Below are 26168 nucleotides of genomic sequence, written 5' to 3'. Positions count from 1 at the left end.
TTAAAAGTGAACTGCGAAAAGGCTGCCCCTGCTCGTCTAGAGCGAATAAGGCAGCCATTGCAGTGATGTGAAGCAAGGAGTCTTACCCCCTGCCGATAATCAGCGAGAGGATGCCGGCCGCTATCAGCGGACCGACGGGAACTCCCTTGAATAAAGCTACGCCGAGCACGGTTCCAATCAGCAGGCCGGCAACAACTGTCGGCTGGCTGCCCATCAGCACAGCGCCGCGCCCGCCGAGGTAAGCAACAAGCATCCCGATAGCGATGGCCGCCAGTGATTTCCAGTGGAAAAAGGAGTGCCAGATACTCTGAAGCGAGATTTTTCCGCTGGCCAGGGGGGTCATCACACCGATCGTGAGGATGATGATCCCAAGCGTTAAGCCGTACTTTTCCAGCCAGGGAAAGGTCTGCTGCAGCCCAAGCACTCTCAGCAATAGCAGTACGACCATGGCAATTGTGATAGGTGAATTACTGCTGATAACGCCGAGCGCCGCCAGGCCAAGCAGCAGCAGAGAGGTGATATCCATCTACAAGAGGACTCCTTATCTTAAGTAAGCTGTTTTGTAACGATATGATCCGCGATCAGCTTGCCGTGCCCCCGACCGGTTTCGATAAAGACCTCGTTGGCATTGCGGCCGGAAGCAATAACTCCTGCGACATAGAGACCGGGGATGTTGCTCTCCATGGTGGCAGGATTGAATGCCGGTTTATCCAAATCATCGTTCATATGCACCCCTGCGGAAGATAATAGCGTCCGGCTGGGGCGGAACCCGGTCATGGCCAGCACAAAATCATTTTCGAGCTCGGTGCTTTCACCGCTGTGTCTGGTAACGGTAACTGAAGCCGGCGTAATTTCTGTAACCCGGGACTCCAGGTGGAGTGTGATTTTCTTTTTGGTAACCATGCTTTCAAAAATCGGCCGGACCCAAGGTTTAATGTTCTCCGAAATGCTGGCTCCGCGATAGACCATATCCACGGATGCACCGACACGCATAAGCTCCAGCGCTGCATCTACAGCAGAATTGCTGCCGCCGATGACGGTCACTTTCATTCCGGTGTAAGGATGGGCTTCACCAAAATAATGTGTAACTTTCGGGAGCTCCTCCCCGGGATTCCAATTAAATTGGGCTGGTCGAAATATCCGGTAGAGATAACCACATTGGCAGCTTGACGGCTCTGGTGAACGCCCCGTTTGTTAACCGTATGTACAGTAAAGCTGCCGTCCTCCTTGCGTTCAACACTCAGTGCTTCTTCATAAGCAGCGATTTCCAGACCGTGCTGCTCAGCGGCTCGGCGGTAATAGACCAGCGCTTCATGGCGGAAGGGCTTGTCATTAGGCGAGGTGAACGGCACATCTCCGATTTCTAACAATGCCGTTGTGCTGAAAAATTGCATGCTGGTCGGATACAGAAAAATGGAATGAACGATGAAATTTTTCTCGATAATTAGACTGGATAGCCCTTGGCGCTGACACTCTATAGCTGCTGAGAGCCCGCAAGGACCTGCTCCGATAATAATGACGTCTTTCATAATAAACTGCGACCTCCTGAAAGATAATTTCTATCCTAAATGGTACCTTAAATTTAAATTTTACACCATCTATGCGGAAAGATCACGAATCGCAGTTGCCGGACCTTCATTCTTAAGATATAATTAGATATATATCTAAATGAATTTCATCTATATTTGTAAGCTTATGAACTCTACAGGAGCGTGACCCCAGTGCAGCTTGATAAAATTGTGAACTACCATAAAGCGTTATCTGATCCGACCAGACTCCGCATTCTGCTGTTGTTATCCAAAGGGGATGAGATCCACGGACAGGCGCTGGCAGAGCGCTTAAATCTGTCACAGCCGACCGTGACCCATCATGCTGCTAAACTGCGGGAAGCCTCGATGATCATGGAGCGCAGAGACAAGAATACCGTGTATTTTAAGATGAATCCAGAGTTTATTAAGGCCGGCTCGAGTGCTTCACTGAACTTTATTTTTTCCAAAGGAACAGAAGAGATGGAACAGCAGTCACCGGAAAACAGCCTGAAGGAATCAGTGCTGCGCAACTTTTTTGCCAAAGACGGACGGCTCCGCCAGATTCCCGCACAATACAAAAAAAAGCTGATTGCCCTGCAGTATATTGTCGAGAAGCTGGAACCGGGAACCGTTTATACCGAGAAGTCGATCAACGAGTTCATCCAGCAGTTCCATGAGGACTTTGCTACGATCCGCCGCGAGTTTATTATGCATCAATTCATGTACCGGGAGAACGACAAATACGAACTTAACCCGCCCGAGATGTGGACGCATTGGGAAAATGTGAAGTAACGGGAGCTGCAGTATGGCAAAATAGGCCAAAATTCAGGTTTGGCGGTTGCTTGTTTAAAAATGTCACTTAATGATCTTATAGATGGGGAGAATTTGTGACAGTTGAATGGTCAGTTGATTAAATGTCCGAAAAACGAATAAACTGGAATTGTAAGCGTTATCTGACATATACTACGAGAGGAGACTTTCAGTATGATATTCAAACGCGCTAAAAAAAATACAATCCCTGATTCGATCACAGTGACCTTGCCGCAGATTAAGCAGGCTGTCAGGCAATTTGAAGAAGACATGCCAGCGCCGATTAACCGTACCGCACTGATTCTGGAGGATAAGAGCATTGATCTTTCGCGGCTGAAACGTTATTTAGGCGGAGTGCCGCAGCAGAAGTTCTATATGTCTCGTGAGACCTTTGAAATTTTCGAGGAAGATGACAAGCTGGTACCTTATTACCTAGACCTGGTTCAGTCTGCTGTAGATAATTACATTAGCGATACCGGTAAGCTGCCGCTTATTGAGGACGCCTGGCTGCCTGAAGTGCATTACCGTCTATTGCACACTGAACGATATCTGAAGGAAACACCACCGTTTCCGCTTTACATCACTGAGGAAGAAATGATGCTGACCCACCGGCCGGAGCATTTTGAATAGATATAGCGTAATGAAAGACTGCTTTGCAGCATGAAGTCCCGGACTTCTTAGCTGCAGGGCAGTCTTTTCTTTGCCCGGGGGGACATAGTACAATGAATCTCTAGAAATGCAGTAAAGAAGGAGATTTAGGGGATGAAGGAAAAGCAGGCCTTGCTGTTTGATTTGGATAACACACTAATGGACCGCGATCATACCTTCCGCAGCTTCAGTACGCAGTTTGTAAAGGATCTGCTGGGGCATTTGTCTGCGGAGGAAGCTCAGCGTGTTGTGGAGGATATGATTGTGCGGGATGCTGACGGCTACCGGGATAAAGACGGATTTTTTGCAGAGCTTAGTGAAGTGCTCCCCTGGAAAACGCAGGTAGTAGCTGCGGACATCCGCGCATATTATGACGAGACTTACACCAGCCACGGGGCACTTATGAAGTATGCGGTGGAGACATTGGATTATTGCCGTGACCGCGGCTATATCCTGGGCCTGGTTACGAACGGAAAGAAGCATCTGCAGAACGGTAAAATCGACCTGCTCGGGTTACGCGGCTATTTCAAGGCCATCGTGATCTCAGGTGAAGCCGGAATCAGCAAACCTGATCCGGATATTTACCGGCTGGCGCTGGAACGTCTCGGGAGTACTGCGGAAAATACGCTGTTTATCGGAGATCATCCGGTTAATGACATCTGGGGGGCAGGCAAGGTGGGAATGGAGACGGTCTGGCTCAAACGAAATCATCCTTGGGACAATAACCTGGATGTGCATCCATGGAAAACCATTGATGAACTGGATGAGCTGAAAAATTTGATCTAGGATAAATCCTGGTTATAGAAAAATTTTACTGCTAACAGTTGACAATTTACGGCAGGAGCGTTTATAGTTACAGCATATTAGTTCGGAAGGAGACGATGTCATATGACAGTTTATACAGTACGTTCGCTATCGGTAATAACTGTTGTGGATACGTGTCTTCCGGGAACAGCGGCTGCAGTGTAATGTTGACGCAGCTTAGCGGGTAAGCTCTTATGATGCCTTTTAGAGCCGTCTTGGAACCGTATTGAGTTCCGGCGGCTTTTTTGCGTGGATTGGCATGATGATATACGATTCATGTATTCGTTATGCCTATATCACCTGATTTCATTTCTTTGGATCTGAAATCCGCCGCCGGAACACATTGTTCCGGCGGCTTTTTGTGTTCCCGGAAAACAGATGGAAGAAGAAATAAATGAAGCAAAACAGCACCAAATCACTCACAACTATTCAGGAGGAACCAACCTACAATGACTATTGAACAATATGGATGGAATGAAAACTGGCAAAGCAAGTGGAGCGAGAAGCACCAGGAACAGGAACAGGAAGGCAATAAACGTATTCCCGGCAGAATTACCGGTGATTTCGGAAGCAAATACCGGGTCATGACGGAGACGGGGGAAACCTGGGGGGAACTGGCCGGACGGCTCCGGCATACCCTCACGGACTCGGGAGAATTCCCGGCAATCGGTGACTGGGTCACCCTTGCAATGCAGGATGGCGGAGAACATGCCGTCATTCATGGTGTACTTCCCCGTCACAGCGTTATCTCGCGTAAAGTAGCTGGAAATACACAGGTAGAGCAGATTGTAGCTGCCAATGTGGACACTTTATTTCTCGTTAGTGCACTGAACGATGATTTTAATGTACGGCGGATGGAACGGTACCTGATCATGGCCTGGAACAGCGGAGCCAATCCGGTAATCCTGCTGACCAAAGCTGATCTATGTCTGGATGCTGATCGGAAAATTGCGGAGATGGAGCGGGCCGCGCCCGGTGTACCTGTTCATGCGGTCAGCGCTTTGCTCGGTGACGGACGTGATGAGCTGCTGCCGTATATCCGCAGCGGGCAGACCGTAGCGCTGACCGGCTCCTCCGGCTGCGGCAAATCGACGATGGTCAATTGGCTAAGCGGTCAGAACCTGCAGCTGACCCAGGATGTCAGAGAAGGGGACAGCCGGGGTAGGCACACAACAACCCACCGTGAACTGTTCGTCCTGCCGGACGGAGCGATTATTATCGATACTCCCGGAATGCGTGAACTGCAGTTATGGGAGGATGATGGCGGACTTGACCTTGCCTTCGGAGATATCAGCAGCCTGGCGGCAGATTGCCGCTTCAGTGACTGCAAGCATGAGCGGGAGGAAGGCTGTGCGGTGCTTGAAGCAGTAGCCAGTGGCACCTTGGAGGAGAAGAGGCTGCTAAACTACCGCAAAACACAAAAGGAGTTGCGCTACCAAAACAGCAAAGAGGTAAAGCAAAAACGGAAGACGGCTGCCACAGCAGTAAAAGCAGCTCCACGGATACGTAATTCCGGATGGCAGCGGGTGCTCGATGAGTATTGATCAGGCACGCAGCCTACGGTCGAGAAAAGGAATCATGTGCAGACCGGATTTCATTGACCATTAGCGCATGAAATAGAAGAAGGCCATCAGAAACCCTGCAGCTGACTGCTCAGGTTTCTGATGGCCTTCTTATGTGCAAAGGCACGGCCCTCGGGAGCTGTGCCTTTGCTATATATAAATAAAAGTCCGGTTTCTATAATACAGATGCCTGATGGAAAAGCTGATTTCTAAACTGCGTACCGGACCTTTAACGCTGGCGCTGTATTAGAACGATACAGCAGCGGATTTGGCAGCTTCCAGACCTTTGGCAATGATCTCAGCGGATTGCTGCGGATTCTGGTTGTGTCCTTCGATGATCACCTTGGTGATATCTTGAACACCCCAGAAGTTCAGAAGGCCGCTGACGAAGTTGACAGCCATTTCTGCACTCGCAGCAGGACCTTCGGAGTAGATACCGCCTCTGGCGTTCAGAACAGCTGCTTTTTTGTCGGTGAGGAGACCTACTGGACCTTCAGCAGTATATTTGAATGTGGTACCTGCCTGGCTCAAGTAGTCAATGTATGTGTGCAGTACAGCAGGAACAGTCATGTTCCAGAGCGGGAATCCGAATACAACTTTATCAGCTGCAACGAACTGGTCCAGATATTTCTTAACAAGTGCAGCACCGGCAGCTTCTTCAGGGGTTGCTTCGTATCCTTGGGCTGCTTTGTAGATACCAGTGATCAGGGTATTGTCGTAGTAAGGAAGTTGTTCAGCGAACAAATCAAGCTCCGTGATTTGATCCTCCGGGTGGGACTCTTTGTAGCTGGCGAGGAATGCGTTGTAAAGTTGAACACTTACAGCTTGTTCAGCAGGACGGTTGTTTGCTTTGATGAAAAGTACATTAGACATTATGATTTCTCCTTAAATATATATTTAATATTAACTATCGATAATATAGCATTTAATATTTAGTTTGTAAATATCCGTCGAAACAAAAATTTTTTTTAGCGACAGCAATCCCCTATTCTTTGCGGGACTACCATATCTTCAGCTGCATGGAATCAATATGAAACAGAACATCAATATGTAGTGAATATGCTCCGACACCGGCCTTTTTTGGCCTTTTCGGGCTGAGTTTAAGGTTCCCGGGTCACGGTTATATAGGTGTTACAAGGGGGAAGGGAATAATTTCCTAACCGCTCTTGCAGGTAATAGAATCTGGAAAAGGAGCGAATGACATGTCCATCGACCGTTTTATCATTAAGAAATTGGACAACTGTCACGAAGAGCAGACACGGCTGAATTTGGTGAAGTTGTTCAAGCTGCGGATTCAGAAGGCTGAAAAGGAAGAAAACAAAAACCACCGGATAAGCTGATGCCTGCCGCTGACGTACAGCAACTCGGCCAACATATAGAGCGGAGCACCTTCTTTCTGCGTAAGGAGAGATTGTGCTTTTTTTCTGCGCAAAAAAAATCCCTCTATCAATAGAGGGATAACGCGAGTGAATCATTTTCACTGTAACTGTGCAATATAGCTTCAGAGCCTTTAATTTCGATGCTGATTAGTGAATTCAAACATTTCTGCAGAGCGCTTTTACCCTTCTGGATCTTGAGTTCAAGTGTACTGTTCAGGAGCCGGAGCACCTTTTGTGTAGGTTGTTTGTTTTCTGTAGTGAAGTAAACCGGTACCAGCTTGTTCTGAAATGTGATGAGCATTCTCATTTTGAAATCACCTCGCTACAAGTATTTCATGCTATGATCATACCCTTCATTTCTTAATTTTACCTTAAAATTAGCTTATGATAACATAAAGATTGCAAGTTTAGTAGATTGAAGCTTTTTATTGCTGGCGATTCCTGTGCTCCTGGGAATCCGGGAAGGAAATAGGGCTGTGAATAATAATGAGAGGGCATATTTGGGACGTTTTCTGTTCCCTGAAGCTTTAGAGGGGAAGGAAGTATCGGATTTACTGCAAATGGCAGTATCTGCAGAACGGATATGCCGGTTGAAATACTGCGAGGGAGAATATACCCATGACCTTTGCCTGCAAGTACATAAAGAACGGACGTATATTTACAGCATTCACGATCCGGACTCCTTCGGCTATGAGCTTACGGAGCCCGGAAAGGTGAAGCGGGCATGCTATTACTTATTTAATTGTTTTGATTATACGGAATCAGTGCCGACGAATGTGCCTGCTCTGCAAATGTCCAAACGGAGGTTCGAGGAGCTGAAGGCGAAGGCCGATTCTTACACCTTGTATTTTTTAGCAGAATGCCTGATTGCAGAGACAGGCGATCTGGCCAATTCCGCACAGCTGGCCAGAGTATTGAAAGGCCGGACTGCGGACGGGGAATTAAAGCTTTGTTCCCGCAGCAAGGGCGGCTGGACATTACAGCATGCCTGTTATATTGAAGACGCCGGCGGCGGCTGGCTGCTGCGGATGAGCAGCGTGTCCACTGAAGACTGGATGATTGCGATACCTGCCACCAAAGCAGAAATGTGCTCCGCATTATGCCAGTGGATGTTATGTTCTTCGCATGCAGTTACTCCAGAATGACTGTTGTATACGGTGGAAGTGTGAGCGTTTCTCCTGTTAGTTTCGCTTCCCCCGGAAGGGCTTTTATGATCTTGGAATAGGAGTAGCCCTTGTCTCCGTTCTGAAGGGTGAGGGTTTGGGGCTTGGCTGTCAGATTGAGGGCAACCAGCACCTGCTGACTGGCTGTAATACGTTCAAAGGCCATAATCCCCTCATTTCCGGAGACGAAATCACGTATTCCTCCACTCTGGAGCGCCGGTACACTGCTCCGGAGTGCAATAAGCTGGCGGTACCAGTCCAGCAGTGAGCTACTGCCGTGCAGCTGGCTTTCCACATCACCGCCCGGATTACCGGCATTATTGCTGCTCTGCTCCCACGTTGTCTGACCCGTACTTTTCCCGTCCGCAGACCACTGCATCGGCTCGCGAATCCCCTCATCTGGTTTCTGACCCAGCATGCCTATCTCTTCCCCGTAATAAATAAATGGATTACCAGGCAGTGTCAGCAGCATAGCTGCAGCCATTTTGGCATGATCCGGATTGTTCCCCAGCTGGCTCATCACCCTGTTCTGATCATGATTGGTCAGAAAGATAGCATCCGAAAAGCTTCCCCCGGAAATCTGTGAATACAGCTTATAAGTACGCTCGAGGGTAAAAACAACCCCGCTGTCTTTTTCCGTCTTGGCGGAATTGACCAGCGTCTCGGCCAGGCCAAAATTGAAGCCTGAGTCAAAGGCGTGATCCAAATACGCGCCAACAGAAACCGCTGAATTCTCCCAAACTTCCCCTACGATATAGGCTTTCGGGTTAACCTCGTTCATCGCTTTGCGGAATTCCTGCCACCAGGTAACGTTCTTTGCTGTTGTAGCAGCGCTTTTGTCAGATAAAAGGTCTTCATATATATGCTTGGCCGCATCCAGACGGAAGCCGTCTACGCCTTGTGTCAGCCAGAACTTTCCGATATCCTCCATTTTGCTCCGAACCTCCGGATTGTCGAAATTGAGATCCGGCATTCCATCCCAGAAAGTGCCCATGTAATGGCTGCCCAGCAGGGAGTGCCACGGATTTCCGCTGCCGGCAGCACTGGTTCCGCTAACCGGGCGGTTCTGATCTTCTGCCCAGACATAGAAGTCCCGGAATTTACTGTCTTTATTCTTAGCGGATTCCACAAACCATGGATGTTGCTTGGAAGTATGATTGACAACCAGATCCATGATGACTTTAATTCCCCGTTTATGAGCCTCCTGCACAAGCTGCTGCATATCCTCCAGCGTCCCATAGTCCGGGTTAATGCTCCGATAATCGGTGACGTCATAACCATGATAGCTGGGGGACGGGTTAACCGGCATCAGCCAGATCCCGCCGATACCCAGATCGTCTGTAGTGTCAGGATTTCCGTCATTTAAATAATCGAGCTTTTCGGTAAGCCCGCGCAGATCGCCGATACCATCTCCGTCAGAATCACTGAAGGAACGGACGAAAACCTCATAAAAAACGGTGGAGGGCTGTTCATCCACAGCAGTGCCGGAGGCTGCAGCTGTCTGCGGGGATTGCTCGGCTGCAGCGGAGCTAGGGGATGGTGAAACCTGCGGGCTGGATACAGCGGTCTGGCTGCTGTTATTAAGATTGTCCTGCCCGTTATTTGAGCAGCCGGCCAAGACAGCGGCAGCAAGCCCGGTCACAGCCAAAGAATACCAAATACGGCGTCCCGGGAGCCGGGTAAGTTCAAGATTCATTTGCAATAACCCCTTTTAATAAGTTTCTTCAATAATATGTATCTTGGTAAGCGTTTTAATAATTATAGTAGTGGATTATTTGGTTTAGGTAAAACGTTTGCACATCCTTAAAATTATGAAATAGGAGTAAATAAGTCCAAATTTAAATGATATTCAGTGTATTTCTTCGATATACATTGTTTTACTTCCATATAATACGTATATGACTGTATATGTCTTTGTTCAAGCATGCTGTCCTTTGGGAATGGGTTAAACGACCCCGAAATATAGCTGAAATTCATGCGCAAACGATATTATTTAACACCTTTAACCATTCCATAGGCATGTGCATATGCTTTAGGTAAGGGCAAGAGACCCGGGAAGAAAGGAGAATGAAGGATGAAAAACAAGATACTGGCGCTCATGATCATCATCTTGTGTTTCTCAGTGCTCGCGGGCTGCGGCGGAGAGTCGGCTGCGGTAAAGGTGAAGGTCGGCGAAGTTACCCGTTCTGTCTTTTATGCGCCAGAGTACGTAGCTTTATCGCAGAACTTCTTCAAGGATGAGGGGCTGGATGTCGAGCTGCAGACCATTCCAGGCGGCGACAAGACGATGACTGCCTTGCTCTCCGGAGCTATTGATGTGGCGCTGGTCGGATCGGAAACATCAATCTATGTATACCAGCAGGGAGCTGATGATCCGGTAATCAATTTCGCACAGCTGACCCAGCGGGATGGCACATTCCTGTTCGCCCGCAAGGCAGAGGGTGAATTCAGCTGGGACCAGCTGAAGGGGGCAACCTTCCTTGGACAAAGAAAGGGCGGAATGCCACAGATGGCCGGTGCATTTACCCTGCTGAACAAAGGCATTGATGCCGGGAAGGATCTCACACTGATCCAAAATATTGATTTTGCCAATATCGCCGGTGCGTTTGCCTCAGGTACAGGTGATTACGTGCAGCTGTTCGAGCCGCAGGCATCGATTTTTGAAAGTGAAGGGCGCGGTTCAGTAGTCGCCTCGTTTGGTGTAGAAAGCGGATATCTGCCGTACACAGTCTTTATGTCGAAGAAAAGCTACATTAATAAAAATAGCGACACCGTACAAAAATTCACAAACGCGATCCAGCGGGCGCAGCTGTGGGTGAAGGAGCATAGTCCTGAAGAGATTGCTGATGCAGTGCTGCCGTATTTTGATAAGACGGACCGGAATATCGTCATCTCTGCGATTAAGCGCTACAAGGAACAGGACACTTATGCAGTAAATCCGGTTATAGATGACAAGGAATGGAACAATCTGCTCGATGTGATCGAGAATGCCGGAGAACTGCAGGAACGGGTTCCGGCTGGCAAAATCGTCGATAACAGCTTTGCTGAGAAGGCTGAAGCGGGCATTAAATCAGGAGCAGCCAAGTGATCCGGAAGGATGCTGCAGCTAACAAAACGAAGCGTTTGCTTCCGAAGCGAGTTTTGTACGAAGCAATTCGAAGAAGCAGATGCTCACAAAACTTTTAGGAGGGGCTGATATGCTTCCAGTTGTGCAATTGAAGGGAGTAACGCACGCCTATCTGGGTGACCGCGAGGCTTCTCTTGCCATCGAGGACTTAAATCTAAACGTGGAAAAAGGTGAATTTGTCAGCCTCGTCGGACCGAGCGGCTGTGGGAAAACGACGCTGCTGTCCATCATCGCCGGGTTGCTGCAGCCTTCACGCGGTGAAGTATCGGTCTGCGGGCGGTTGATCCAGGGACCCTCTCCCGAGGTAGGGTATATGCTCCAGCAGGATTATCTGTTTCCGTGGCGGACCATCCTTGATAACGCGTTGCTTGGACTGGAGCTGACCGGAAACCTGAATGCAGCTTCCCGCTCAAAAACCTTGGAGCTTCTGGCGGATATGGGCCTTGCAGGCAAAGAGCAGGCCTACCCGGCCCAGCTGTCCGGAGGGATGCGCCAGCGGGTAGCACTGGTGCGCACACTGGCCACGGATCCGGGTCTGCTGCTGCTGGATGAACCATTCTCGGCACTTGATTACCAGATCAAGCTGCAATTAGAGGATCTGGTATCGGAAACCCTGCGCCGGCGCGGTACGACAGCAGTTCTAGTGACCCATGATCTGTCCGAAGCGATCGCTGTCAGCAGCAGAGTAATCCTGCTGCAGCGCAATCCGGGGCGGATCCGCAGAATTTTTGAGGTGCCTGAAGACATCCGCAGCACACCTCCGCTGTATGCGAGGGATTTGCCCGGTTTTGCGGAGCTTTTTCATGAGGTATGGAAGGAAATGGAGCTGGCAGGGAGGGAAAGCCCGTGAAATCAGACGAACGGAATGAGAATCCGGCTCCCCGGGAGCAGTGGCTGCAGCAGAAGCATCTGGATTATAAGAAGAAAAAACGGAATTGGCGCAGCAGGGTTATGGCCGTCCGCGGCAGCCTGCTAGTCCTTTTCTTCCTTGTGTGGGAAGTAGGAGCCAGGCTTGGCTGGATCGATGAGCTGCTGTTCAGCTATCCGACTAAGGTCTTCCGGCAAATCTGGGAGGATATGGCCAGTGGAAGCCTGTGGCCGCATTTAGGGATGACCGTAGGAGAAACGGTAGTCGGCTTCGTGCTGGGAACCCTGCTCGGCACCTTGCTGGCCGTCGTCATCTGGTGGTCCCCCTTTTTATCCGCAGTCCTTGACCCGTATATGGTTGTGTTCAACAGTATGCCGAAAGTGGCCCTCGGGCCAATTTTCATCGTGATGTTCGGAGCAGGCTTTACTGCGATAGTAGTCACCACTTTATCCATTACGGTAATCATTACTACGCTGGTGGTTTATAACAGCTTTTGCAGTGTTGATCCCAATCTGGTCAAAGTCGTGCGTTCGTTCGGGGCATCGCGTGTGCAGGAATTTTTCAAAGTGATCCTTCCGGCATCTTTTCCTACAGTTGTCTCTACATTGAAGGTAAATGTGGGCATGTCCTGGGTGGGAGTGATTGTCGGCGAGTTTCTGGTGGCTAAATCGGGACTCGGCTATCTGATCATTTACGGCTTTCAGGTGTTCAATTTTACGCTCGTGATGTCGAGCCTGCTGATTATTGCAGCAGTTGCTACAGCAATGTATCAACTGGTTGTGTACGTGGAGAAGTTGCTATTGTCGAGGATTTGAAACTTATGTCATATTGTGTCTCCTTGCAAAATCTTGTACCATGTCTATATCTTACCCTGCAAAATGAGGCAAAACATTCAAGGAGAGGTATTTTCATGGGATTTCGGATTATCAAAACAGCGGCTGCCACGCTGCTGTCAATTCTGCTGGCAGCCGCCGCGGGTATACCTAATGCGCAAAGTGCCGGCCTGCTCGCGATTCTCGGGGTAGAAACAACGCGTAAAAGGAGTCTTCGAACGATTACGGCGCGTTTTTCCGCCTCGCTTGTGGGACTCTTAATAGGTTGTATTCTTTTTTATGTGCTGGGTTTTCATTATTGGGTGCTGGGGCTTTACGTTCTCTTCGGCTTTCCGATGATCGTCAAGTCGGGCTTCAAGGAAGGGATTGTAACAAGCTCTGTTATCGTGTTCCGCGTGTTTGGACAAGCTGAGCTTTCCGTGCATGTCCTGCTCCAGCAGATCGAACTGTTGGCAATCGGACTCGGATCGGCCGGTCTTGTGAATCTGATTTATATGCCGGAGACTGGAAGTGTGATTTCCGGCATCCGCAAGGAGGTCGACGGGTATTTTTCAGTGATTTTCAAACAGATGGCTACAACGCTGCGTGATCCTTCCTATTTGTGGGATGGCAAGGAGCTGATCGGTGCGAATGAGGCCGTGCAGCGGGGATTGACAGCAGCGTCACGAGAAATGGAGAATCATGTGATTCATCCGGACGAAGCATGGAATGTCTACTTCTATATGCGCAAGGAACAGCTGGAATCAATCCAGAATATGATGCAGCTGCTCTCCCAGGTCTACCGGCAGCTTCCGCATGGGGACATGGTGGCAGAGCTGTTCGACCAATTGAGCGGGGATGTGCTGGCGGAGGAATACACAGGCCGGACAGAACGGCTGCTGGAGGGAGTCGAGCAGGAGTTTCAGCAGATGGAGCTTCCGGATACACGGGAGGAGTTCGAGGTCCGTTCTGCGATTTTGCAGGTATGCCGTGAGCTGGCGCTGTATTTAAAAATTGCCAAACGCCATAAAGTTCCGGTTGAAGTGAAGCCGGTGAAACGCCTGTCCTCCTTCAAGGGCAATTGGTAATACATACATAGTAGGAATTCAAAGACAGGTATTCACATTACTGTGTAAAATAACGATAAGATATATAGCAACAAAAAGTGAGTTTGGATCGTCCCCCGTTCAGTTTTTGTTCTATTAAGTCGATTACTGTTATTGTTATTAGAAGCAATAGGGCTGAAGAAGTTCAATTCTGCAGATCGTTCGCTCACGTGAATTTCTGCTCTGGCAGGTGAGAACAATAAACAACATCAATAATGAACAATATCTCGGCAAGCAGCTTGTAGACAATCTTTTTAATCATAAGGGTGTATTTGTTCTGCCCGCGAAGACACTATTAACAGGTGACCATATCCGTCTGATCAGCCAGCATAGGATTATGCTTCAGCCTCAGGATGTCGTTCAGGTTGATAGTGCGACCTTTTACCAGATTGCTGTCGATGATTGTACTGCTGCAATGGAGAGTATTTTTGAACAGCTGCGCTATAACAAAAGCAAACGTCTACCGATGATTGAGCTCAGAAATGAAGTTATTCCTTTTATCCAGCAGGTCAGCGAGAAGAACGATTTCTTTGGAATACTGGCTGCATTGCAGCCGAAAGACGATTATACATATAGACATAATGTTGCTGTCGGGATTCTGTCTACACTCCTCGGCAAATGGCTTAAGCTTAAGCCGGAAGAGCTGGGTATGCTGACCATCGCGGCAACCTTGCATGACATCGGGAAGATTATGATTCCATCGGAAATACTGACTAAAGCCGGACCGCTGGATGAGGAAGAAATGGCACTGATGCGGAAGCACACTACGTACGGATATGAACTGATCAGAGATACCGTAGGTACGAACCATCAACAGGCACTTGTGGCCCTGCAGCATCATGAACGGATGGATGGCAGCGGCTATCCCTTCGGCGTACTTGGACACCGGATTACCGATTTTAGCAAAATTGTTGCGGTAACTGATATTTTCCATGCCATGACCTCCGAACGGTTCTACCGTCCTGCAGCGCCGTTATATGAGGTTTTGAGGCAGATGGAGGATAATGCATTCGGTAAGCTTGACCCGTATATTTGCAGTGTCTTTATTAATAAGCTGATGCAATCCATGTTAGGGAATGATGTAGAGCTGACAGACGGCCGTGTCGGTAAAATCATCCTGATTCTCGCCCATGACCCGCTGCGTCCGCTCGTTAACATTGAGGAGGATTTCATTGATCTGAGCAGACACCGGGATCTGGGGATTGTTCGGGTCATCCCGCAGTAATACTTTGAGGCAGCATAATTGAAAATTAAATAGACATCAGCGCTCTCTGGAATGGGGGTGCTGATGTTTTTTTGTATAAATATGGATTTATAAGTGATACGTAATACATTTACCCTCAATATAAGCTGAACTAAAGAACTATTTATAGGCAAAAGCAGCAGAGGGGTTATATTCATGCAGTCCCAACCTATCAGCCTCCGCAAGTCCAAACATTCCCCGCAGACAATGCACGATACCGATTATGTAAATCTGAAGTTCAACTTTTATATTTCTGCCAGAAACGGGCTCCATTTCAAAATGGACTGCAAGGCGGTTTCTTCTTGGTAAAACCATTTAAGCTATGTATCATAACTGCGTGATTTCAGCAATAAAATGAACTATGAATCTTATAACGGGGCGGATGGAGGGCTTACCCAAATTTATTTCTACTCTAACAATCAACAAATGCCCAGAACGTGCATACACTTGATAGTGAATGATTGTATGGAGGAGGTTCAAAGATGTCATTAAGCCATAAACGTCAAACAAGGGAGATCATTACGAAGGCAATTTGCGGCAAAGGTCGTAAGTTCTCTACCGCAACCCATACCGTGACTCCGCCACATCATCCGACTAGTATTCTGGGGGCTTGGATCATTAACCACCAGTACGAAGCGGTTGCCGCCGGGAACGGAATCGAAGTAATTGGTACTTACGATGTAAACATCTGGTACTCGTATGACAAAAACAAGCAAACCGAGGTAGCCAAAGAAACGGTTTCCTACGTGGAGCTTATTCCGCTGTCATACCTGGATCCGAGACACCGCGCTTCCACGGTTGAGGTCTCTGCGGAGGCAACGCAGGAACCAAACTGTGTGGAAGCGGGAGTATCTCCAGGCGGCGGCAGTGTTACGCTCCGTGTGGAACGGGAATTTGAGGCGGAACTGGTGGCTGAGACCAAGGTCCGTGTGTATGTTAGTGATCAGGCCGACGATCTGGAAGACAAGGATTATGATTTCGATGGTGAAAGCTTCGATTATGATGATCTGGACCCTGACGCCCTGGATGATGAGCTGTAAGAAGGGAAGGCGCCGCCGCCGGCTGAATACTGATGGGTTATGGTCCATTATATGTAAAGAGGGCGGCGGCGAAGAGGGCGAATGCCCTCCTTTTTTAATTTTATTTTTGTGCAGGAAATACCGGAAGGTAAGAGGTCAGGTGGATACGCCTTGATGATTACCTTGAGGCTGGCAAAGGGCGGTGGCCATTGGATTACGGCGAAAAGGACTGGGAAGTATGAGGAAGCTATGGGGTAAGAGTTGGGTGAATGAAGGGTGGTGCGGAGGGAAGGAGTCATAGGGGGATGAATGGGGCAATGGCGGGGAGGAGTAAGGTGATGAGTGAATGGATCGAAGGTGGGAAGGAGTTAGGTGATGAGTGATTGGAGCAATGGCGGGAAGGAGTAAGAGGATGAGTGAATGGAGCGATGGGGGGAAGGAGTAAGAGGATGAGTGAATGTAGCGATGGTGGGAAGTAGTCAGAGGATGAGTGAATGGAGCGATGGCGGGAAGGAGTAGGGCGATGAATGAAGGTCTTAACGTGTTCGTCGGGTTAACGCCGGGTCAGCGGGAAGCCAGACTGCTGCGATGCGGGCTCCATGCGGCTATGATTCCTGCGGGCCGGGCAAAGCCGCGGCAAGCGGAGGCTGGCAACTCTAATAAAAAGTCAGTAAATACATATGGTTCAGAGCCTGAGAGCATTACTCATAAACAACGTTACCGGGTTAGTGTGTTCAATCTGGAGGTCATCCGGCTCCAGGCACTTGGTACAGGACAGGCTATGAGGAAGGAACGGCATAGCAGAGGTCGTCGAACCGCTGTAGAGAGGGAGACAGGCAATGCGGGATTTACAGCCGGTGACGGGCTTGGGAATGCAGGAAACGGCTTTGGCGCATGGGAAGGCGTGCAGGAGGGTAGCAGTCTTCCGGTCATGCGGCGTGGAACAGCCGGATTGCTGCGGGGCACTGCGATCCGTGCGCTTTACAGTTTGGGGCTGGATAGTGGAGAGGTGTGGTTAACCGCTATGGGCGACCGGCATTACGCAGTGGAGGATGTTATTCCGCTGCTTCACACACCCGGCCAGCCGCTGCCGGCCCCATTCCAGGCCGCTTTCCAGGCGCTGGCCTTGGCACTGGCCCGGGAGCAGCAAGGCCGCCCCGGTCTGCTGATGGGCATGGACCCGGAGTTCCTCCTGCTCCGGGGAAGCTCCGGCCGCGTCGTGCCCGCGTCGCGGTTCCTGCCCCTGGATGGCGTCGCGGGCTGCGACGCCGGGCCCCCGGGAACGCAGGGCCTGTTCCCGGTCGCCGAGCTGCGCCCTGCGCCGCACGGGGAACCGCGTGCGCTGCTGGCGCAGCTGATGTCCGCCGCCCGTGCAGCGGACCGGCTCGTCGCCGACCGCTCGCTAAGCTGGCGTGCGGGAGGGATGCCGCTGAGAGGCTGGGCCCTCGGCGGCCATCTGCACTTCAGCGGCGTGACGCTGACGGCGCCGCTGCTGCGTGCGCTCGACAACTACCTCGCGCTGCCGCTGATGCTGCTCGAGGACGCCAGGGCGACTGCGCGGCGTCCGCGTTACGGCGTGCTCGGCGATTTCCGGATTCAGCCGCATGGCGGCTTTGAATACCGGACCCTGCCGAGCTTCCTGGTGTCCCCGGTCATCGCCAAAGGCGCGGTCTTCCTTGCTCACCTGATTGTGAGCCGCTACGAAGACCTTACGCTGCGCCCGCTCGACCGGGAGGATCTGCATGCCGCTTATTACAGCGGCAATAAAACCCCGCTGCGCGCAGCATTTATCCCGCTGCAGGCGCAGCTAAGGTCCCTAAGCGGCTATTCGCAGGCCGCCCGGTATATTGAACCGCTGCTGCACTACATCGCAGCAGAACGGACATGGGATGAGTCGCGCGATATCCGCATGTTGTGGCAGAGCAAAGAAACCTATACAGACTAAATGAAATGTATCCCGCCGGCGCCGAAATCAATGGTATTTATCCCTCTGATTTGCTCACAAAGCACGCCATCGCCGAAATCAAAGGTATTTATCCCTCTGATTTGCTCACGAAGCGCGCCATCGCCGAAATCAAAGGTATTTATCCCTTTGATTTGCTCACAAAGCACGCCGGCGCCGAAATCAAAGGTATTTATCCCTTTGATTTGCTCACAAAGCCCGCCGGCACATAAATCAAAGGTATTTATCCCTTTGATTTGCTCTCAAAGCCCGCCGGCACAAAATCAAAGGTACATATCCCTTTAATCTCCTCAGCCGCTTTTACCCGGTTCATTAGTTCATGTTATAAACAAATTAAAACGCCTGATTTAAATACATCATCGTCCATGAGCCGATGTCGCGGAAGCCAAGCCTTTTGTAGATCAGGCCGGCTTGAGGATTGTTGTAGAAAAGGCACAGGGATTTGCCTTCTGCCAGCATATCAGCGCACAGCTTAGCCATTAAGTGGGACGCGAGCCCTTGATTCCTGTAGTCCGGATGAGTAGCCACTGCAACGATCATCGCCGACATGGAATTCTCTGCAGAGGTGGATGCTGAGGCAATAATCTTCCCGTCCTGCTCCACGAAATAGGTTCGGCCCGTACCGCTTTCCAGCGTTTTGTGCAGACTTTTCCGCGAATCTTCAGGTCTGCTGAGAAATTCCTCAATCTGATCTGTCAGCGTACAGATGGCATCGACATGTTGTACCGTCGCCTTTTGGATGTCAATTGAAGCGGCTGCAGCGGGGCGGGTTACTTCTCCCAATTCCTTCAGCTCCGCGAAGTACATTTGCTTTTCATCCCGGATATTCATTCGTCCTCTAAAAGCCTGCACAACATCTGTAGCGCCGGAAATCATTTCAGCCTCTTTATTCATGCGCACCAGCCCGGCAAAACCGTCAACGTCAAACGGGCCTTCGCCATAAGGCAGATAACTGTTATAGTAACGGACCAGTATCGCTTTTAGCGGACCATCCTCAGAATCACATTCACCCCACAGCTCCAAAAACTCCTGATCAAAGCCGAAATTCTCCACGTCCCCGATAATATACAGGTTGATTGCCGGATTGCGGCCAACGAGCTCCATCAGCCGTGTCCGGTCAGCTTCATGTAATTTTCGTATCATCCCAAATCCGCTCCTTGTCTGCGTTAGAAATTGTTGTCTGCCCATAATCTTACATTATATTGTATGGACTGGTCATTTGTCTGGCGTCTTTTGCACACCGGACTACTGGTAATAATGGTTAATGATTTGGCAGAGTAACTTTGCTATGCGAGTTTCTGGTATAATAGAGAATACAGAAGAATTTGCATGGAGGTTAACAATGGCAAAATATACGCCGATGATCGAGCAATATTTAAAGGTAAAGGAAGGGGCGCAGGACGCATTCCTTTTTTTTCGGCTGGGCGATTTCTATGAAATGTTCTTTGATGATGCGCTTCTTGCCTCGAAGGAGCTTGAGATAACATTAACCGGCCGGGAGGGCGGCGGTGATGAGAAGATTCCGATGTGCGGAGTGCCCTATCATGCCGCCGAAGGTTACATACAGCGTCTGATTGAAAAAGGCTACAAAGTCGCGATCTGCGAGCAGCTGGATGATCCGGCCGTAACCAAAGGTATGGTGCGGCGCGATATCGTCCGTGTGGTGACACCGGGGACCGTTATGGACGGGAAGATTATTACGGATAAAAGCAATAATTATCTCGTGTGTGTCACTGAAGATGACGGAATGATGGCACTGGCCGCCTGCGATCTGACGACAGGGGAGCTGTACGTTACGTCAGTTCTGTCAGGAGCAGAGTGGCTGCGTGACGAGATTGGTATTTATGAACCAGCGGAGATTATCGGGGATGCCGCGCTGCTGGAGCAGCTCCGCAGTGAAGCTTCATTGCTGGCCAAGCCTGTAGTGTACACCCCTTGGGATAAACGGGAAGAAGAATTAGCCCGCCGCCAGTTCGGAGAAGCAGCATGGGTGCGCCTGGAGAAGGAGCGGGGCCAGTGTCTGGCGCTCCTGATCTCCTATTTAAGCGAAACCCAGCGCCGTTCGCTCGGTCAGTTAAGCCAGATTTCACCTTATGAACCTGGAAACTATATGATTCTTGATCCGTTCACCCGCCGCAATCTGGAATTGACCGAGACCGTGCGAGAACGCTCCAAAAAAGGCTCACTACTTTGGCTGCTGGACCGCACCGAAACCTCAATGGGCGGCCGTCTGCTGCGCCGGAGAATTGATAAGCCGCTGCTGCAGCGCGCTCCGATTGAGCGGAGGCTGGAAGCTGTCGATTATTTATATAACCAGTTTATCGTACGTGAAGATCTTCGCGGAGCCCTCAAAGAGATTTATGACCTGGAACGGCTGGTCGGACGCATTGCCTTCGGCAGTGCCAACGGCCGCGACATGAACGCGCTTAAGCTGTCATTGGCGCAGATTCCGGCACTCAAGGACATGTGTATGACTTCCGGATCCGCGACGCTGCGGGAAATCGGAGCTTCGATGGATGAGTGCGCCGAGCTGCGTGACGATATTGATATGGCCATTGTTGAAGATGCGCCGGTGTCGGTGCGGGACGGCGGGATTATCCGGACAGGCTACCATGAGCGTCTGGATGAGCTGCGTGAAGCCAGCACGAGCGGCAAACGCTGGATTGCTGAGCTGGAGGCGAAGGAGCGGGTCGCAACAGGCATTAAGTCCCTGAAGATCGGTTATAACAAAATCTTCGGCTATTATATTGAAATCACCCGTTCCAACCTCTCTTCGCTGCCTGAAGGGAGATATGAGCGTAAGCAGACGCTGGCTAATGCCGAGCGCTATGTTACACCGGAACTCAAAGAGAAGGAAGCTTTAATTCTGGAAGCACAGGATAAGATGACAGATCTGGAATACAGTCTTTTCACCGAACTGCGTGACCGCATCGCCGCACAAATTCCGCGCCTGCAGGCCTTGGCTGAGAAAGTCGCGGAAATCGATGTCTATCAATGCCTCGCAGCTGTCAGCGCCGAGCATCGTTTTGTAAAGCCTAAGCTGTCGGACGGATATGACCTGCGGCTGGAGGGCGGACGTCACCCTGTTGTGGAAGCGGTGCTGAAGGATTCAGCCTTTATTGCCAACGGCAGTACACTCAGTAAGGACGAAGGGAACATTTTGCTGATTACCGGACCCAATATGGCCGGTAAGAGCACATATATGCGCCAGGTAGCTCTTATCTGTATCCTGGCACAAATCGGCTGCTTCGTACCGGCTACGAGTGCTGAGGTGCCGCTGATCGACCGGATCTTTACCCGGATCGGAGCAGCGGATGACCTGATCGGCGGGCAGAGCACCTTCATGGTGGAGATGGCTGATATTCAGGTCATGACCGAGAAAGCAACCTCGCGCAGTCTGATTATTATCGACGAGCTGGGCCGGGGAACCTCGACCAGCGAGGGCATGGCGATTGCCCAGGCGGTTATCGAGTATGTGCATGATACGATTGCCTGCAAAGCGCTTGTCTCGACGCACTTTCATGAGCTGGCTCATCTGGAGGAGAGTCTCCAGGGGCTTAGCAATTATTCAATGGCTGTCCAGGAAAGCGGCGACAAAGTGAACTTCCTCCGCAAGCTCGTGCCTGGAGCGGCTGATAGCAGCTACGGCATCTATTGCGCGCGGCTGGCAGGACTGCCTGAAGGCATTATTGACCGGGCATACGGATTACTCCAAAGCATTGAGCAAGCGGCTCCTCCGGGCAGCGCAGTGCTGAATTATGGTGCCGGTTATGAGGGCCGAACTTCCTCAGGAGAATTAAGAGAGGTTCAGCTGTCTTCCGGGCAGCCGCAGGGCAGCGCTGCTTTGTCTGCAATGGACACTCTGCCAACAGGGAATTCACACTCCGCTTCTGCAGCTCTTTCCGGCAGTACGGCTTATGCCGAGTCTGCCGTTTCGCTGGCTTCCTTTGAAGCTGCACCGGGACAGGAAGTAGTACAGCTGTCGATTTTCGGGGAAGAAGAGCCGCCCAAGAGCCGGAAGGGCAGTGCGGAAACCGCAGCTGCGCCTACAGTGAAGGAGAACCCTGTGGTGAAGGAGCTTGTCGCTGCCGTGCAGGGCGCTGACCTCATGAATATGACTCCGCTGCAGGCTATGAGCCTGCTGAACGAGCTTAAATTGAAAGCAAAGGGACTATAATAGTGCGGCAGACTGCCGGATTAAAAATGCTAACCGCGAGGTGAATGATTCATGGCCAAAATTCATGTACTGGACGAGCATATTGCCAACCAGATTGCTGCCGGGGAAGTGGTGGAGCGTCCTGCTTCTGTTGTGAAGGAGCTGGTAGAAAATGCGATTGATGCCGGCAGTACCCGCATTGAGGTTACGGTAGAAGAGGGCGGCCTGCAGAGTATCCGGGTTAAAGACAACGGCTCAGGCATCGAGCCTGAGGATTGCGAGACCGCCTTCTACCGCCATGCAACGAGTAAAATTGCCAATGGCCGTGATTTGTTCCAGATCACCAGCCTCGGGTTCCGGGGCGAAGCATTGCCCAGTATTGCGGCCGTGTCTAAGGTATCACTGCTGACTGCAAGCAATGATGACGGTAAAGGCAGAGTGATCGATATCGAAGGCGGTAAACTGATCCGGAATGAAGATAATCCGTCCGGGAAGGGCAGTGATCTGGCTGTACGGGAATTGTTTTATAATACCCCGGCAAGGCTGAAATACATGAAGAGCATCCAAACAGAGCTGGGGCATATTTCGGATGCGATGTACCGGATGGCCTTGGCACATCCGAATATCTCTTTTACACTGCATCATAATGGCAACCAGCTGCTGCATACCCTCGGCAACGGCGATCTGCTTCAGGTCATCGCTGCCGTCTACGGCACATCCGCTGCTAAGGCGATGCTGCCGGTAAATGCAGAGGATCCGGATTACCGGATCTCAGGCTACATCAGCCGGCCGGAATGGACCCGTTCCAACCGGAATGCGGTCACCACGATTGTGGGCGGTCGTTATATCCGCAGCAACGGCCTGAACGCGGCGATCCTGCGGGCCTATCATACGCTGCTGCCGATCAACCGTTATCCGCTGCTCGTGCTGCAGCTTGACATGCATCCGTCGCTTGTTGATGTCAATGTGCATCCGGCGAAGCTGGAAGTCCGCTTTAGTAAGGAAAATGAGCTGTATACCTTTGTTGAACAGGAGCTCCGCAAGGTCCTTCTCGGCCAAAGCCTGATTCCCCGCCCTGGTAAGGAAGTGCTCGGCGGAAAAGGCAGCAGCTCCTTCATCCAGGAGCAGTTCGCTTTCACCAAAGGAACGATACCGCAGCCACCGGAGTCTGCTGCAGGAACTCCAGTATCACAGGACATGCCTGTCCCTGGAGGAGAGCCCTATTCAAGTGTATCCGGTAGCGGCTACGGATCACCGGCTGTGAGCCGTGGCGGCGGAGAGAGCAGTGCGCCGCTGTTTGGCAGCGCCCGCGATCAGCGGCCCGGACAGTTACAGTCCTTCCAGCCGCAGACCAGGGAGAGTGCGTCTGCCTATAGCGGCAGCTATCCCCAGAACGCTGCGCGTCCACGGACAAGCGAAGGTAACGGCAGCTTCCGGCAGCCGGCAGCCACGCCCGGACGAGGAAACCTGCCTTCGGCAGAGGAGCTATACGCTCCAAGCGGCAATACGGATCCCGGTCTTCCGCAGTTTCCTGAGCTGAACTATATCGGCCAGCATCACGGCACATATATTATTGCCCAGAATGACAGCGGACTGTATCTGATTGACCAGCACGCTGCACATGAACGGATTAACTACGAATATTACTATGAGAAGTTCGGTCGTCCGGAGGATGCCTCGCAGGAGCTGCTGCTGCCTATTACCCTGGAGTTTACTCCATCGGAGAGCCGCCAGCTCAGCGAGCGGCTTCACTGGTTCCAGCAGGCTGGCGTCTTTCTGGAGCATTTCGGCGGCCAGACATTCCTGGTCCGCTCTTTGCCTTACTGGTTTCCTGAGGGGGAAGAGAAGGCGCTGGTAGAAGAAATGGCAGAATGGGTACTGAGCGAGCGTTCGATTGATCTGGCGAAGCTGCGCGAGAAATCCTCCATACTCTGCTCCTGCAAGGCTTCCATTAAAGCTAACCAGAAGCTGACGGAGCCGGAAGTAGAAGCGCTTCTCTCAAGGCTGGCAGCCTGCAAGCAGCCCTATACCTGCCCGCATGGACGGCCGATCGTTGTATCCTTTTCCGCCTATGATTTGGAGAAGCTGTTCAAACGTGTTATGTAGTAAAGATAAAGAAGGCAGACAGATCGGAGGCATCATGATTATAACTACGGGCTTTGACCCGATACCGGAAATTGTTCAGCGGGCTGAAGGCCTGGCAGAGCATACCGGCACAAGCTTTAAGCCGCGGGGAAAAATGTCCATGAAGAAGCTGGTAGAGCGGTATGGGGATCAGGAAATCCTGGTAGTGCTCCAGGAAGCAGTCCGGCTGATTACACCGGGAATGCCGCCGATGGAGTTTCATCCCAGCATGGGCTTTGTCCGGGCGAAACGGATATTGAAAGGCGAACCTGATCCCATGATTGAAGCTGCGGGAATGCAGCCGGGAGACAGTGTGCTGGACTGCACCGCAGGTCTTGGCAGTGACTCCCTCCTGTTTGCTGTACACGGTGGAGCCGAGTCGGCTGTAATAGCGCTGGAGAGCTCACTGCCGCTCTATACCCTGCTCCTTGAAGGAATGAGGCATTATACCTCAGGACAGATTAAAGTAAATGAAGCGCTGCGGCGTATCCAGGTGGTGCACAGCGAGCATTTACAGTATTTACGCGCTATTCCGGACAATAGCATAGATATTGTTTATTTTGACCCGATGTTTAGGGTCCCCCTAATGGACTCCTCGGCGATCTCGCCGCTGCGCCAATTTGCCAACACGGCAGCCCTTTCGGCTGAGAGTGTCGCAGAAGCGGTCCGGATAGCCCGGAAAACAGTCCTGCTCAAAGAGAAAGCATTAAGCGGCGAATTTGCCCGGCTTGGTTTTGAGGAGCTGCTCCGGGGGAGCGCTAAAATATCGTACGGGGTGATACGCATTGACAACTGAGACAAAACGTAAAGTACTGGTGCTGCTGGGACCGACTGCAGTCGGCAAAACCAGGCTGAGCCTGGAGCTGGCAGCGGCTTATAATGCCGAAATCATATCCGGAGATTCCATGCAGGTGTATCGCGGAATGGACATCGGCACAGCTAAGATCACCACCGCCGAAATGAAAGGCATTCCCCATCATCTAATCGATATTCATGATCCCGAGGATGCCTATTCGGCTGCAGAATTTCAGGAGCAGGGCAAAAGACTGATAGAAGAGATCAGTGCCAGAGGCAAGCTGCCCTTTATTGTTGGCGGAACAGGGCTGTATATTGAGTCTCTGTGCTACGGATTCCGCTTCTCTGAGGCGGTTGCGGATGAAGCGTTCCGGAGTGAGCAGGATGCGTTTGCAGAAGAGCACGGGGCAGAGGCGCTGCATGCCCGGCTTGCTGCCGTAGACCCGGCCAGTGCTGCCCGGCTGCATCCCAATGACCGACGCCGGATTATCCGCGCACTGGAAATTCATCACCAGACCAAGGTCACCCTTTCCGCTGCGCAGGCAGATCAGAAGAAAGAATCCCCGTACGAGCTGTGTCTTATAGGTCTGACTATGGACCGAAAGATCCTGTATAAGCGTATTGAGGACCGTATTGACCAGATGCTGGAACAGGGGTTAATCCAAGAAGTGCAAGGGCTGCTCGACAAAGGCTACAATAGAAGCCTGGTAGCAATGCAGGGCCTGGGTTATAAGGAAATAGCGGCATATCTGGCTGGAGAGCTGACGCAGGAAGAGGCAGTTACATTGCTTAAACGCGATACCCGCCGGTTCGCCAAACGGCAGCTATCCTGGTTCCGTCATATGAAGGAAATACAGTGGATTGAAGATTTTAATGAACAGAACTATTCGGAGAATCTTGTGAAAATACGTGAGATTATCTCCCGCCGTTTTGAGGGTACACTTTGATACAATAATTTTTACTAATATTATCTGCAGCTATAAGATGCCTGTAAAGTGTATGTATGCGCACTCTAAGGCATCTTTTTTTTGTTTTTAACAAAATAAATTCAAAAGTATCT

Annotated in this window: 23 protein-coding genes and 1 pseudogene; 18 read left to right on the top strand and 6 right to left on the bottom strand. The window is 50.9% G+C overall.

Annotation, left to right across the window (positions count from 1 at the left end):
• Positions 1 to 82: 82 nt before the first annotated feature.
• Positions 83 to 526 (bottom strand): DUF441 domain-containing protein, encoded by a 444-nt coding sequence (locus QU597_RS16125; protein WP_054940923.1) that lies wholly within the window; start codon positions 524 to 526, stop codon positions 83 to 85.
• Between the two features lie 20 nt (positions 527 to 546).
• Positions 547 to 1529, bottom strand: a pseudogene (locus tag QU597_RS16120) (YpdA family putative bacillithiol disulfide reductase).
• A gap of 192 nt (positions 1530 to 1721) precedes the next feature.
• On the opposite strand from QU597_RS16120, the gene QU597_RS16115 reads away from it, so the two are divergent.
• The 4 genes from QU597_RS16115 (at position 1722) to rsgA (ending at position 5335) form a co-directional block, all read left to right on the top strand.
• On the top strand, positions 1722 to 2321 hold the full coding sequence (locus QU597_RS16115) for a DUF2087 domain-containing protein (protein ID WP_310828933.1): 600 nt from the start codon (positions 1722 to 1724) through the stop codon (positions 2319 to 2321).
• A gap of 192 nt (positions 2322 to 2513) precedes the next feature.
• Positions 2514 to 2969, top strand: coding sequence for a DUF3939 domain-containing protein (locus tag QU597_RS16110; RefSeq protein ID WP_310828932.1), 456 nt, complete (start codon positions 2514 to 2516; stop codon positions 2967 to 2969).
• Positions 2970 to 3101: 132 nt separating this feature from the next.
• Positions 3102 to 3773 (top strand): HAD family hydrolase, encoded by a 672-nt coding sequence (locus QU597_RS16105; RefSeq protein ID WP_310828931.1) that lies wholly within the window; start codon positions 3102 to 3104, stop codon positions 3771 to 3773.
• Positions 3774 to 4240: 467 nt separating this feature from the next.
• Positions 4241 to 5335, top strand: coding sequence for a ribosome small subunit-dependent GTPase A (gene rsgA, locus QU597_RS16100; protein ID WP_310828930.1), 1095 nt, complete (start codon positions 4241 to 4243; stop codon positions 5333 to 5335).
• Positions 5336 to 5599: 264 nt separating this feature from the next.
• On the opposite strand, the gene QU597_RS16095 is transcribed toward rsgA, so the two are convergent.
• Positions 5600 to 6226 carry an FMN-dependent NADH-azoreductase gene (locus QU597_RS16095; protein WP_054940917.1) on the bottom strand — a complete coding sequence of 209 codons (627 nt, stop codon included), beginning with the start codon at positions 6224 to 6226 and terminating at the stop codon, positions 5600 to 5602.
• Between the two features lie 329 nt (positions 6227 to 6555).
• On the opposite strand from QU597_RS16095, the gene QU597_RS16090 reads away from it, so the two are divergent.
• Positions 6556 to 6693 carry a hypothetical protein gene (locus QU597_RS16090; protein WP_167347616.1) on the top strand — a complete coding sequence of 46 codons (138 nt, stop codon included), beginning with the start codon at positions 6556 to 6558 and terminating at the stop codon, positions 6691 to 6693.
• Positions 6694 to 6799: 106 nt separating this feature from the next.
• On the opposite strand, the gene QU597_RS16085 is transcribed toward QU597_RS16090, so the two are convergent.
• Positions 6800 to 7039 (bottom strand): hypothetical protein, encoded by a 240-nt coding sequence (locus QU597_RS16085; RefSeq protein WP_036687997.1) that lies wholly within the window; start codon positions 7037 to 7039, stop codon positions 6800 to 6802.
• A gap of 169 nt (positions 7040 to 7208) precedes the next feature.
• On the opposite strand from QU597_RS16085, the gene QU597_RS16080 reads away from it, so the two are divergent.
• Complete coding sequence (locus QU597_RS16080) at positions 7209 to 7877, top strand: hypothetical protein (RefSeq protein ID WP_310828927.1); 669 nt, start codon at positions 7209 to 7211, stop codon at positions 7875 to 7877.
• Here the strand turns inward: QU597_RS16080 and QU597_RS16075 are convergent.
• Positions 7864 to 9591 (bottom strand): alpha-amylase family glycosyl hydrolase, encoded by a 1728-nt coding sequence (locus tag QU597_RS16075; protein ID WP_310828926.1) that lies wholly within the window; start codon positions 9589 to 9591, stop codon positions 7864 to 7866. The genes QU597_RS16080 and QU597_RS16075 overlap by 14 nt on opposite strands.
• 378 nt (positions 9592 to 9969) lie before the next feature.
• On the opposite strand from QU597_RS16075, the gene QU597_RS16070 reads away from it, so the two are divergent.
• From QU597_RS16070 to QU597_RS16035, 8 genes are all read left to right on the top strand, one after another.
• Positions 9970 to 10983: an ABC transporter substrate-binding protein gene (locus QU597_RS16070; protein ID WP_206100425.1), complete on the top strand. Its 1014-nt coding sequence runs from the start codon at positions 9970 to 9972 to the stop codon at positions 10981 to 10983.
• Positions 10984 to 11092: 109 nt separating this feature from the next.
• Positions 11093 to 11872: an ABC transporter ATP-binding protein gene (locus QU597_RS16065; RefSeq protein ID WP_236330570.1), complete on the top strand. Its 780-nt coding sequence runs from the start codon at positions 11093 to 11095 to the stop codon at positions 11870 to 11872.
• Entirely contained in the window at positions 11869 to 12705 is an 837-nt protein-coding gene (locus QU597_RS16060; protein ID WP_310828925.1) for an ABC transporter permease, read from the top strand. The genes QU597_RS16065 and QU597_RS16060 overlap by 4 nt, the downstream gene beginning before the upstream one ends.
• A 95-nt stretch (positions 12706 to 12800) precedes the next feature.
• Entirely contained in the window at positions 12801 to 13790 is a 990-nt protein-coding gene (locus QU597_RS16055; RefSeq protein ID WP_236330566.1) for an aromatic acid exporter family protein, read from the top strand.
• A gap of 208 nt (positions 13791 to 13998) precedes the next feature.
• The gene (locus QU597_RS16050) at positions 13999 to 15033 is read left to right on the top strand and encodes an HD-GYP domain-containing protein (protein WP_236330563.1); all 1035 of its coding nucleotides are present in this window, start codon (positions 13999 to 14001) and stop codon (positions 15031 to 15033) included.
• Positions 15034 to 15533: 500 nt separating this feature from the next.
• Positions 15534 to 16091 (top strand): outer spore coat protein CotE, encoded by a 558-nt coding sequence (locus QU597_RS16045; protein WP_054940911.1) that lies wholly within the window; start codon positions 15534 to 15536, stop codon positions 16089 to 16091.
• 502 nt (positions 16092 to 16593) lie between these two features.
• Positions 16594 to 18015 carry a putative amidoligase domain-containing protein gene (locus QU597_RS16040; RefSeq protein ID WP_310828924.1) on the top strand — a complete coding sequence of 474 codons (1422 nt, stop codon included), beginning with the start codon at positions 16594 to 16596 and terminating at the stop codon, positions 18013 to 18015.
• A 5-nt stretch (positions 18016 to 18020) separates the two neighbouring features.
• Positions 18021 to 18245, top strand: coding sequence for a hypothetical protein (locus QU597_RS16035; protein ID WP_310828923.1), 225 nt, complete (start codon positions 18021 to 18023; stop codon positions 18243 to 18245).
• Between the two features lie 121 nt (positions 18246 to 18366).
• Here the strand turns inward: QU597_RS16035 and QU597_RS16030 are convergent, their stop codons facing one another.
• Complete coding sequence (locus QU597_RS16030) at positions 18367 to 19176, bottom strand: GNAT family N-acetyltransferase (protein ID WP_310828922.1); 810 nt, start codon at positions 19174 to 19176, stop codon at positions 18367 to 18369.
• Positions 19177 to 19375: 199 nt separating this feature from the next.
• Here QU597_RS16030 and mutS point away from each other — a divergent pair, with 199 nt between their 5' ends.
• Genes mutS through miaA form a run of 4 tightly spaced genes read left to right on the top strand, consistent with a single transcriptional unit; the run spans position 19376 to position 26055 of the window.
• Positions 19376 to 22210 (top strand): DNA mismatch repair protein MutS, encoded by a 2835-nt coding sequence (gene mutS / locus QU597_RS16025; protein WP_310828921.1) that lies wholly within the window; start codon positions 19376 to 19378, stop codon positions 22208 to 22210.
• A gap of 51 nt (positions 22211 to 22261) precedes the next feature.
• Entirely contained in the window at positions 22262 to 24295 is a 2034-nt protein-coding gene (gene mutL / locus QU597_RS16020; protein ID WP_310828920.1) for a DNA mismatch repair endonuclease MutL, read from the top strand.
• A gap of 34 nt (positions 24296 to 24329) precedes the next feature.
• A complete protein-coding gene (locus QU597_RS16015; protein WP_310828919.1) occupies positions 24330 to 25109 on the top strand; it encodes a class I SAM-dependent methyltransferase in 780 nt (259 codons plus the stop codon).
• Complete coding sequence (miaA, locus tag QU597_RS16010) at positions 25099 to 26055, top strand: tRNA (adenosine(37)-N6)-dimethylallyltransferase MiaA (protein ID WP_310828918.1); 957 nt, start codon at positions 25099 to 25101, stop codon at positions 26053 to 26055. The genes QU597_RS16015 and miaA overlap by 11 nt, the downstream gene beginning before the upstream one ends.
• The last annotated feature ends 113 nt before the right edge of the window (positions 26056 to 26168 follow it).

Origin of the sequence: Paenibacillus pedocola, assembly GCF_031599675.1 — a bacterium.
In the GTDB taxonomy this organism is placed as follows: Bacteria; Bacillota; Bacilli; order Paenibacillales; family Paenibacillaceae; genus Paenibacillus_AQ; species Paenibacillus_AQ pedocola.
The sequence above is the reverse complement of the archived record's forward strand: the minus strand, read 5'-3'. Positions and strand labels throughout refer to the sequence as shown.

Excerpts from the sequence above, each read along its gene's own strand:
- QU597_RS16040 (WP_310828924.1), top strand. The coding sequence starts at position 16,594 with ATGAATGAAGGTCTTAACGTGTTCGTCGGGTTAACGCCGGGTCAGCGG.
- QU597_RS16125 (WP_054940923.1), bottom strand. The coding sequence starts at position 526 with ATGGATATCACCTCTCTGCTGCTGCTTGGCCTGGCGGCGCTCGGCGTT.
- QU597_RS16110 (WP_310828932.1), top strand. The coding sequence starts at position 2,514 with ATGATATTCAAACGCGCTAAAAAAAATACAATCCCTGATTCGATCACA.
- rsgA (WP_310828930.1), top strand. The coding sequence starts at position 4,241 with ATGACTATTGAACAATATGGATGGAATGAAAACTGGCAAAGCAAGTGG.
- QU597_RS16095 (WP_054940917.1), bottom strand. The coding sequence starts at position 6,226 with ATGTCTAATGTACTTTTCATCAAAGCAAACAACCGTCCTGCTGAACAA.
- QU597_RS16030 (WP_310828922.1), bottom strand. The coding sequence starts at position 19,176 with ATGATACGAAAATTACATGAAGCTGACCGGACACGGCTGATGGAGCTC.
- mutL (WP_310828920.1), top strand. The coding sequence starts at position 22,262 with ATGGCCAAAATTCATGTACTGGACGAGCATATTGCCAACCAGATTGCT.
- QU597_RS16035 (WP_310828923.1), top strand. The coding sequence starts at position 18,021 with ATGTATCCCGCCGGCGCCGAAATCAATGGTATTTATCCCTCTGATTTG.
- QU597_RS16055 (WP_236330566.1), top strand. The coding sequence starts at position 12,801 with ATGGGATTTCGGATTATCAAAACAGCGGCTGCCACGCTGCTGTCAATT.
- QU597_RS16075 (WP_310828926.1), bottom strand. The coding sequence starts at position 9,591 with ATGAATCTTGAACTTACCCGGCTCCCGGGACGCCGTATTTGGTATTCT.
- QU597_RS16090 (WP_167347616.1), top strand. The coding sequence starts at position 6,556 with ATGTCCATCGACCGTTTTATCATTAAGAAATTGGACAACTGTCACGAA.
- mutS (WP_310828921.1), top strand. The coding sequence starts at position 19,376 with ATGGCAAAATATACGCCGATGATCGAGCAATATTTAAAGGTAAAGGAA.
- QU597_RS16105 (WP_310828931.1), top strand. The coding sequence starts at position 3,102 with ATGAAGGAAAAGCAGGCCTTGCTGTTTGATTTGGATAACACACTAATG.
- QU597_RS16085 (WP_036687997.1), bottom strand. The coding sequence starts at position 7,039 with ATGAGAATGCTCATCACATTTCAGAACAAGCTGGTACCGGTTTACTTC.
- QU597_RS16045 (WP_054940911.1), top strand. The coding sequence starts at position 15,534 with ATGTCATTAAGCCATAAACGTCAAACAAGGGAGATCATTACGAAGGCA.
- QU597_RS16065 (WP_236330570.1), top strand. The coding sequence starts at position 11,093 with ATGCTTCCAGTTGTGCAATTGAAGGGAGTAACGCACGCCTATCTGGGT.
- QU597_RS16070 (WP_206100425.1), top strand. The coding sequence starts at position 9,970 with ATGAAAAACAAGATACTGGCGCTCATGATCATCATCTTGTGTTTCTCA.
- QU597_RS16015 (WP_310828919.1), top strand. The coding sequence starts at position 24,330 with ATGATTATAACTACGGGCTTTGACCCGATACCGGAAATTGTTCAGCGG.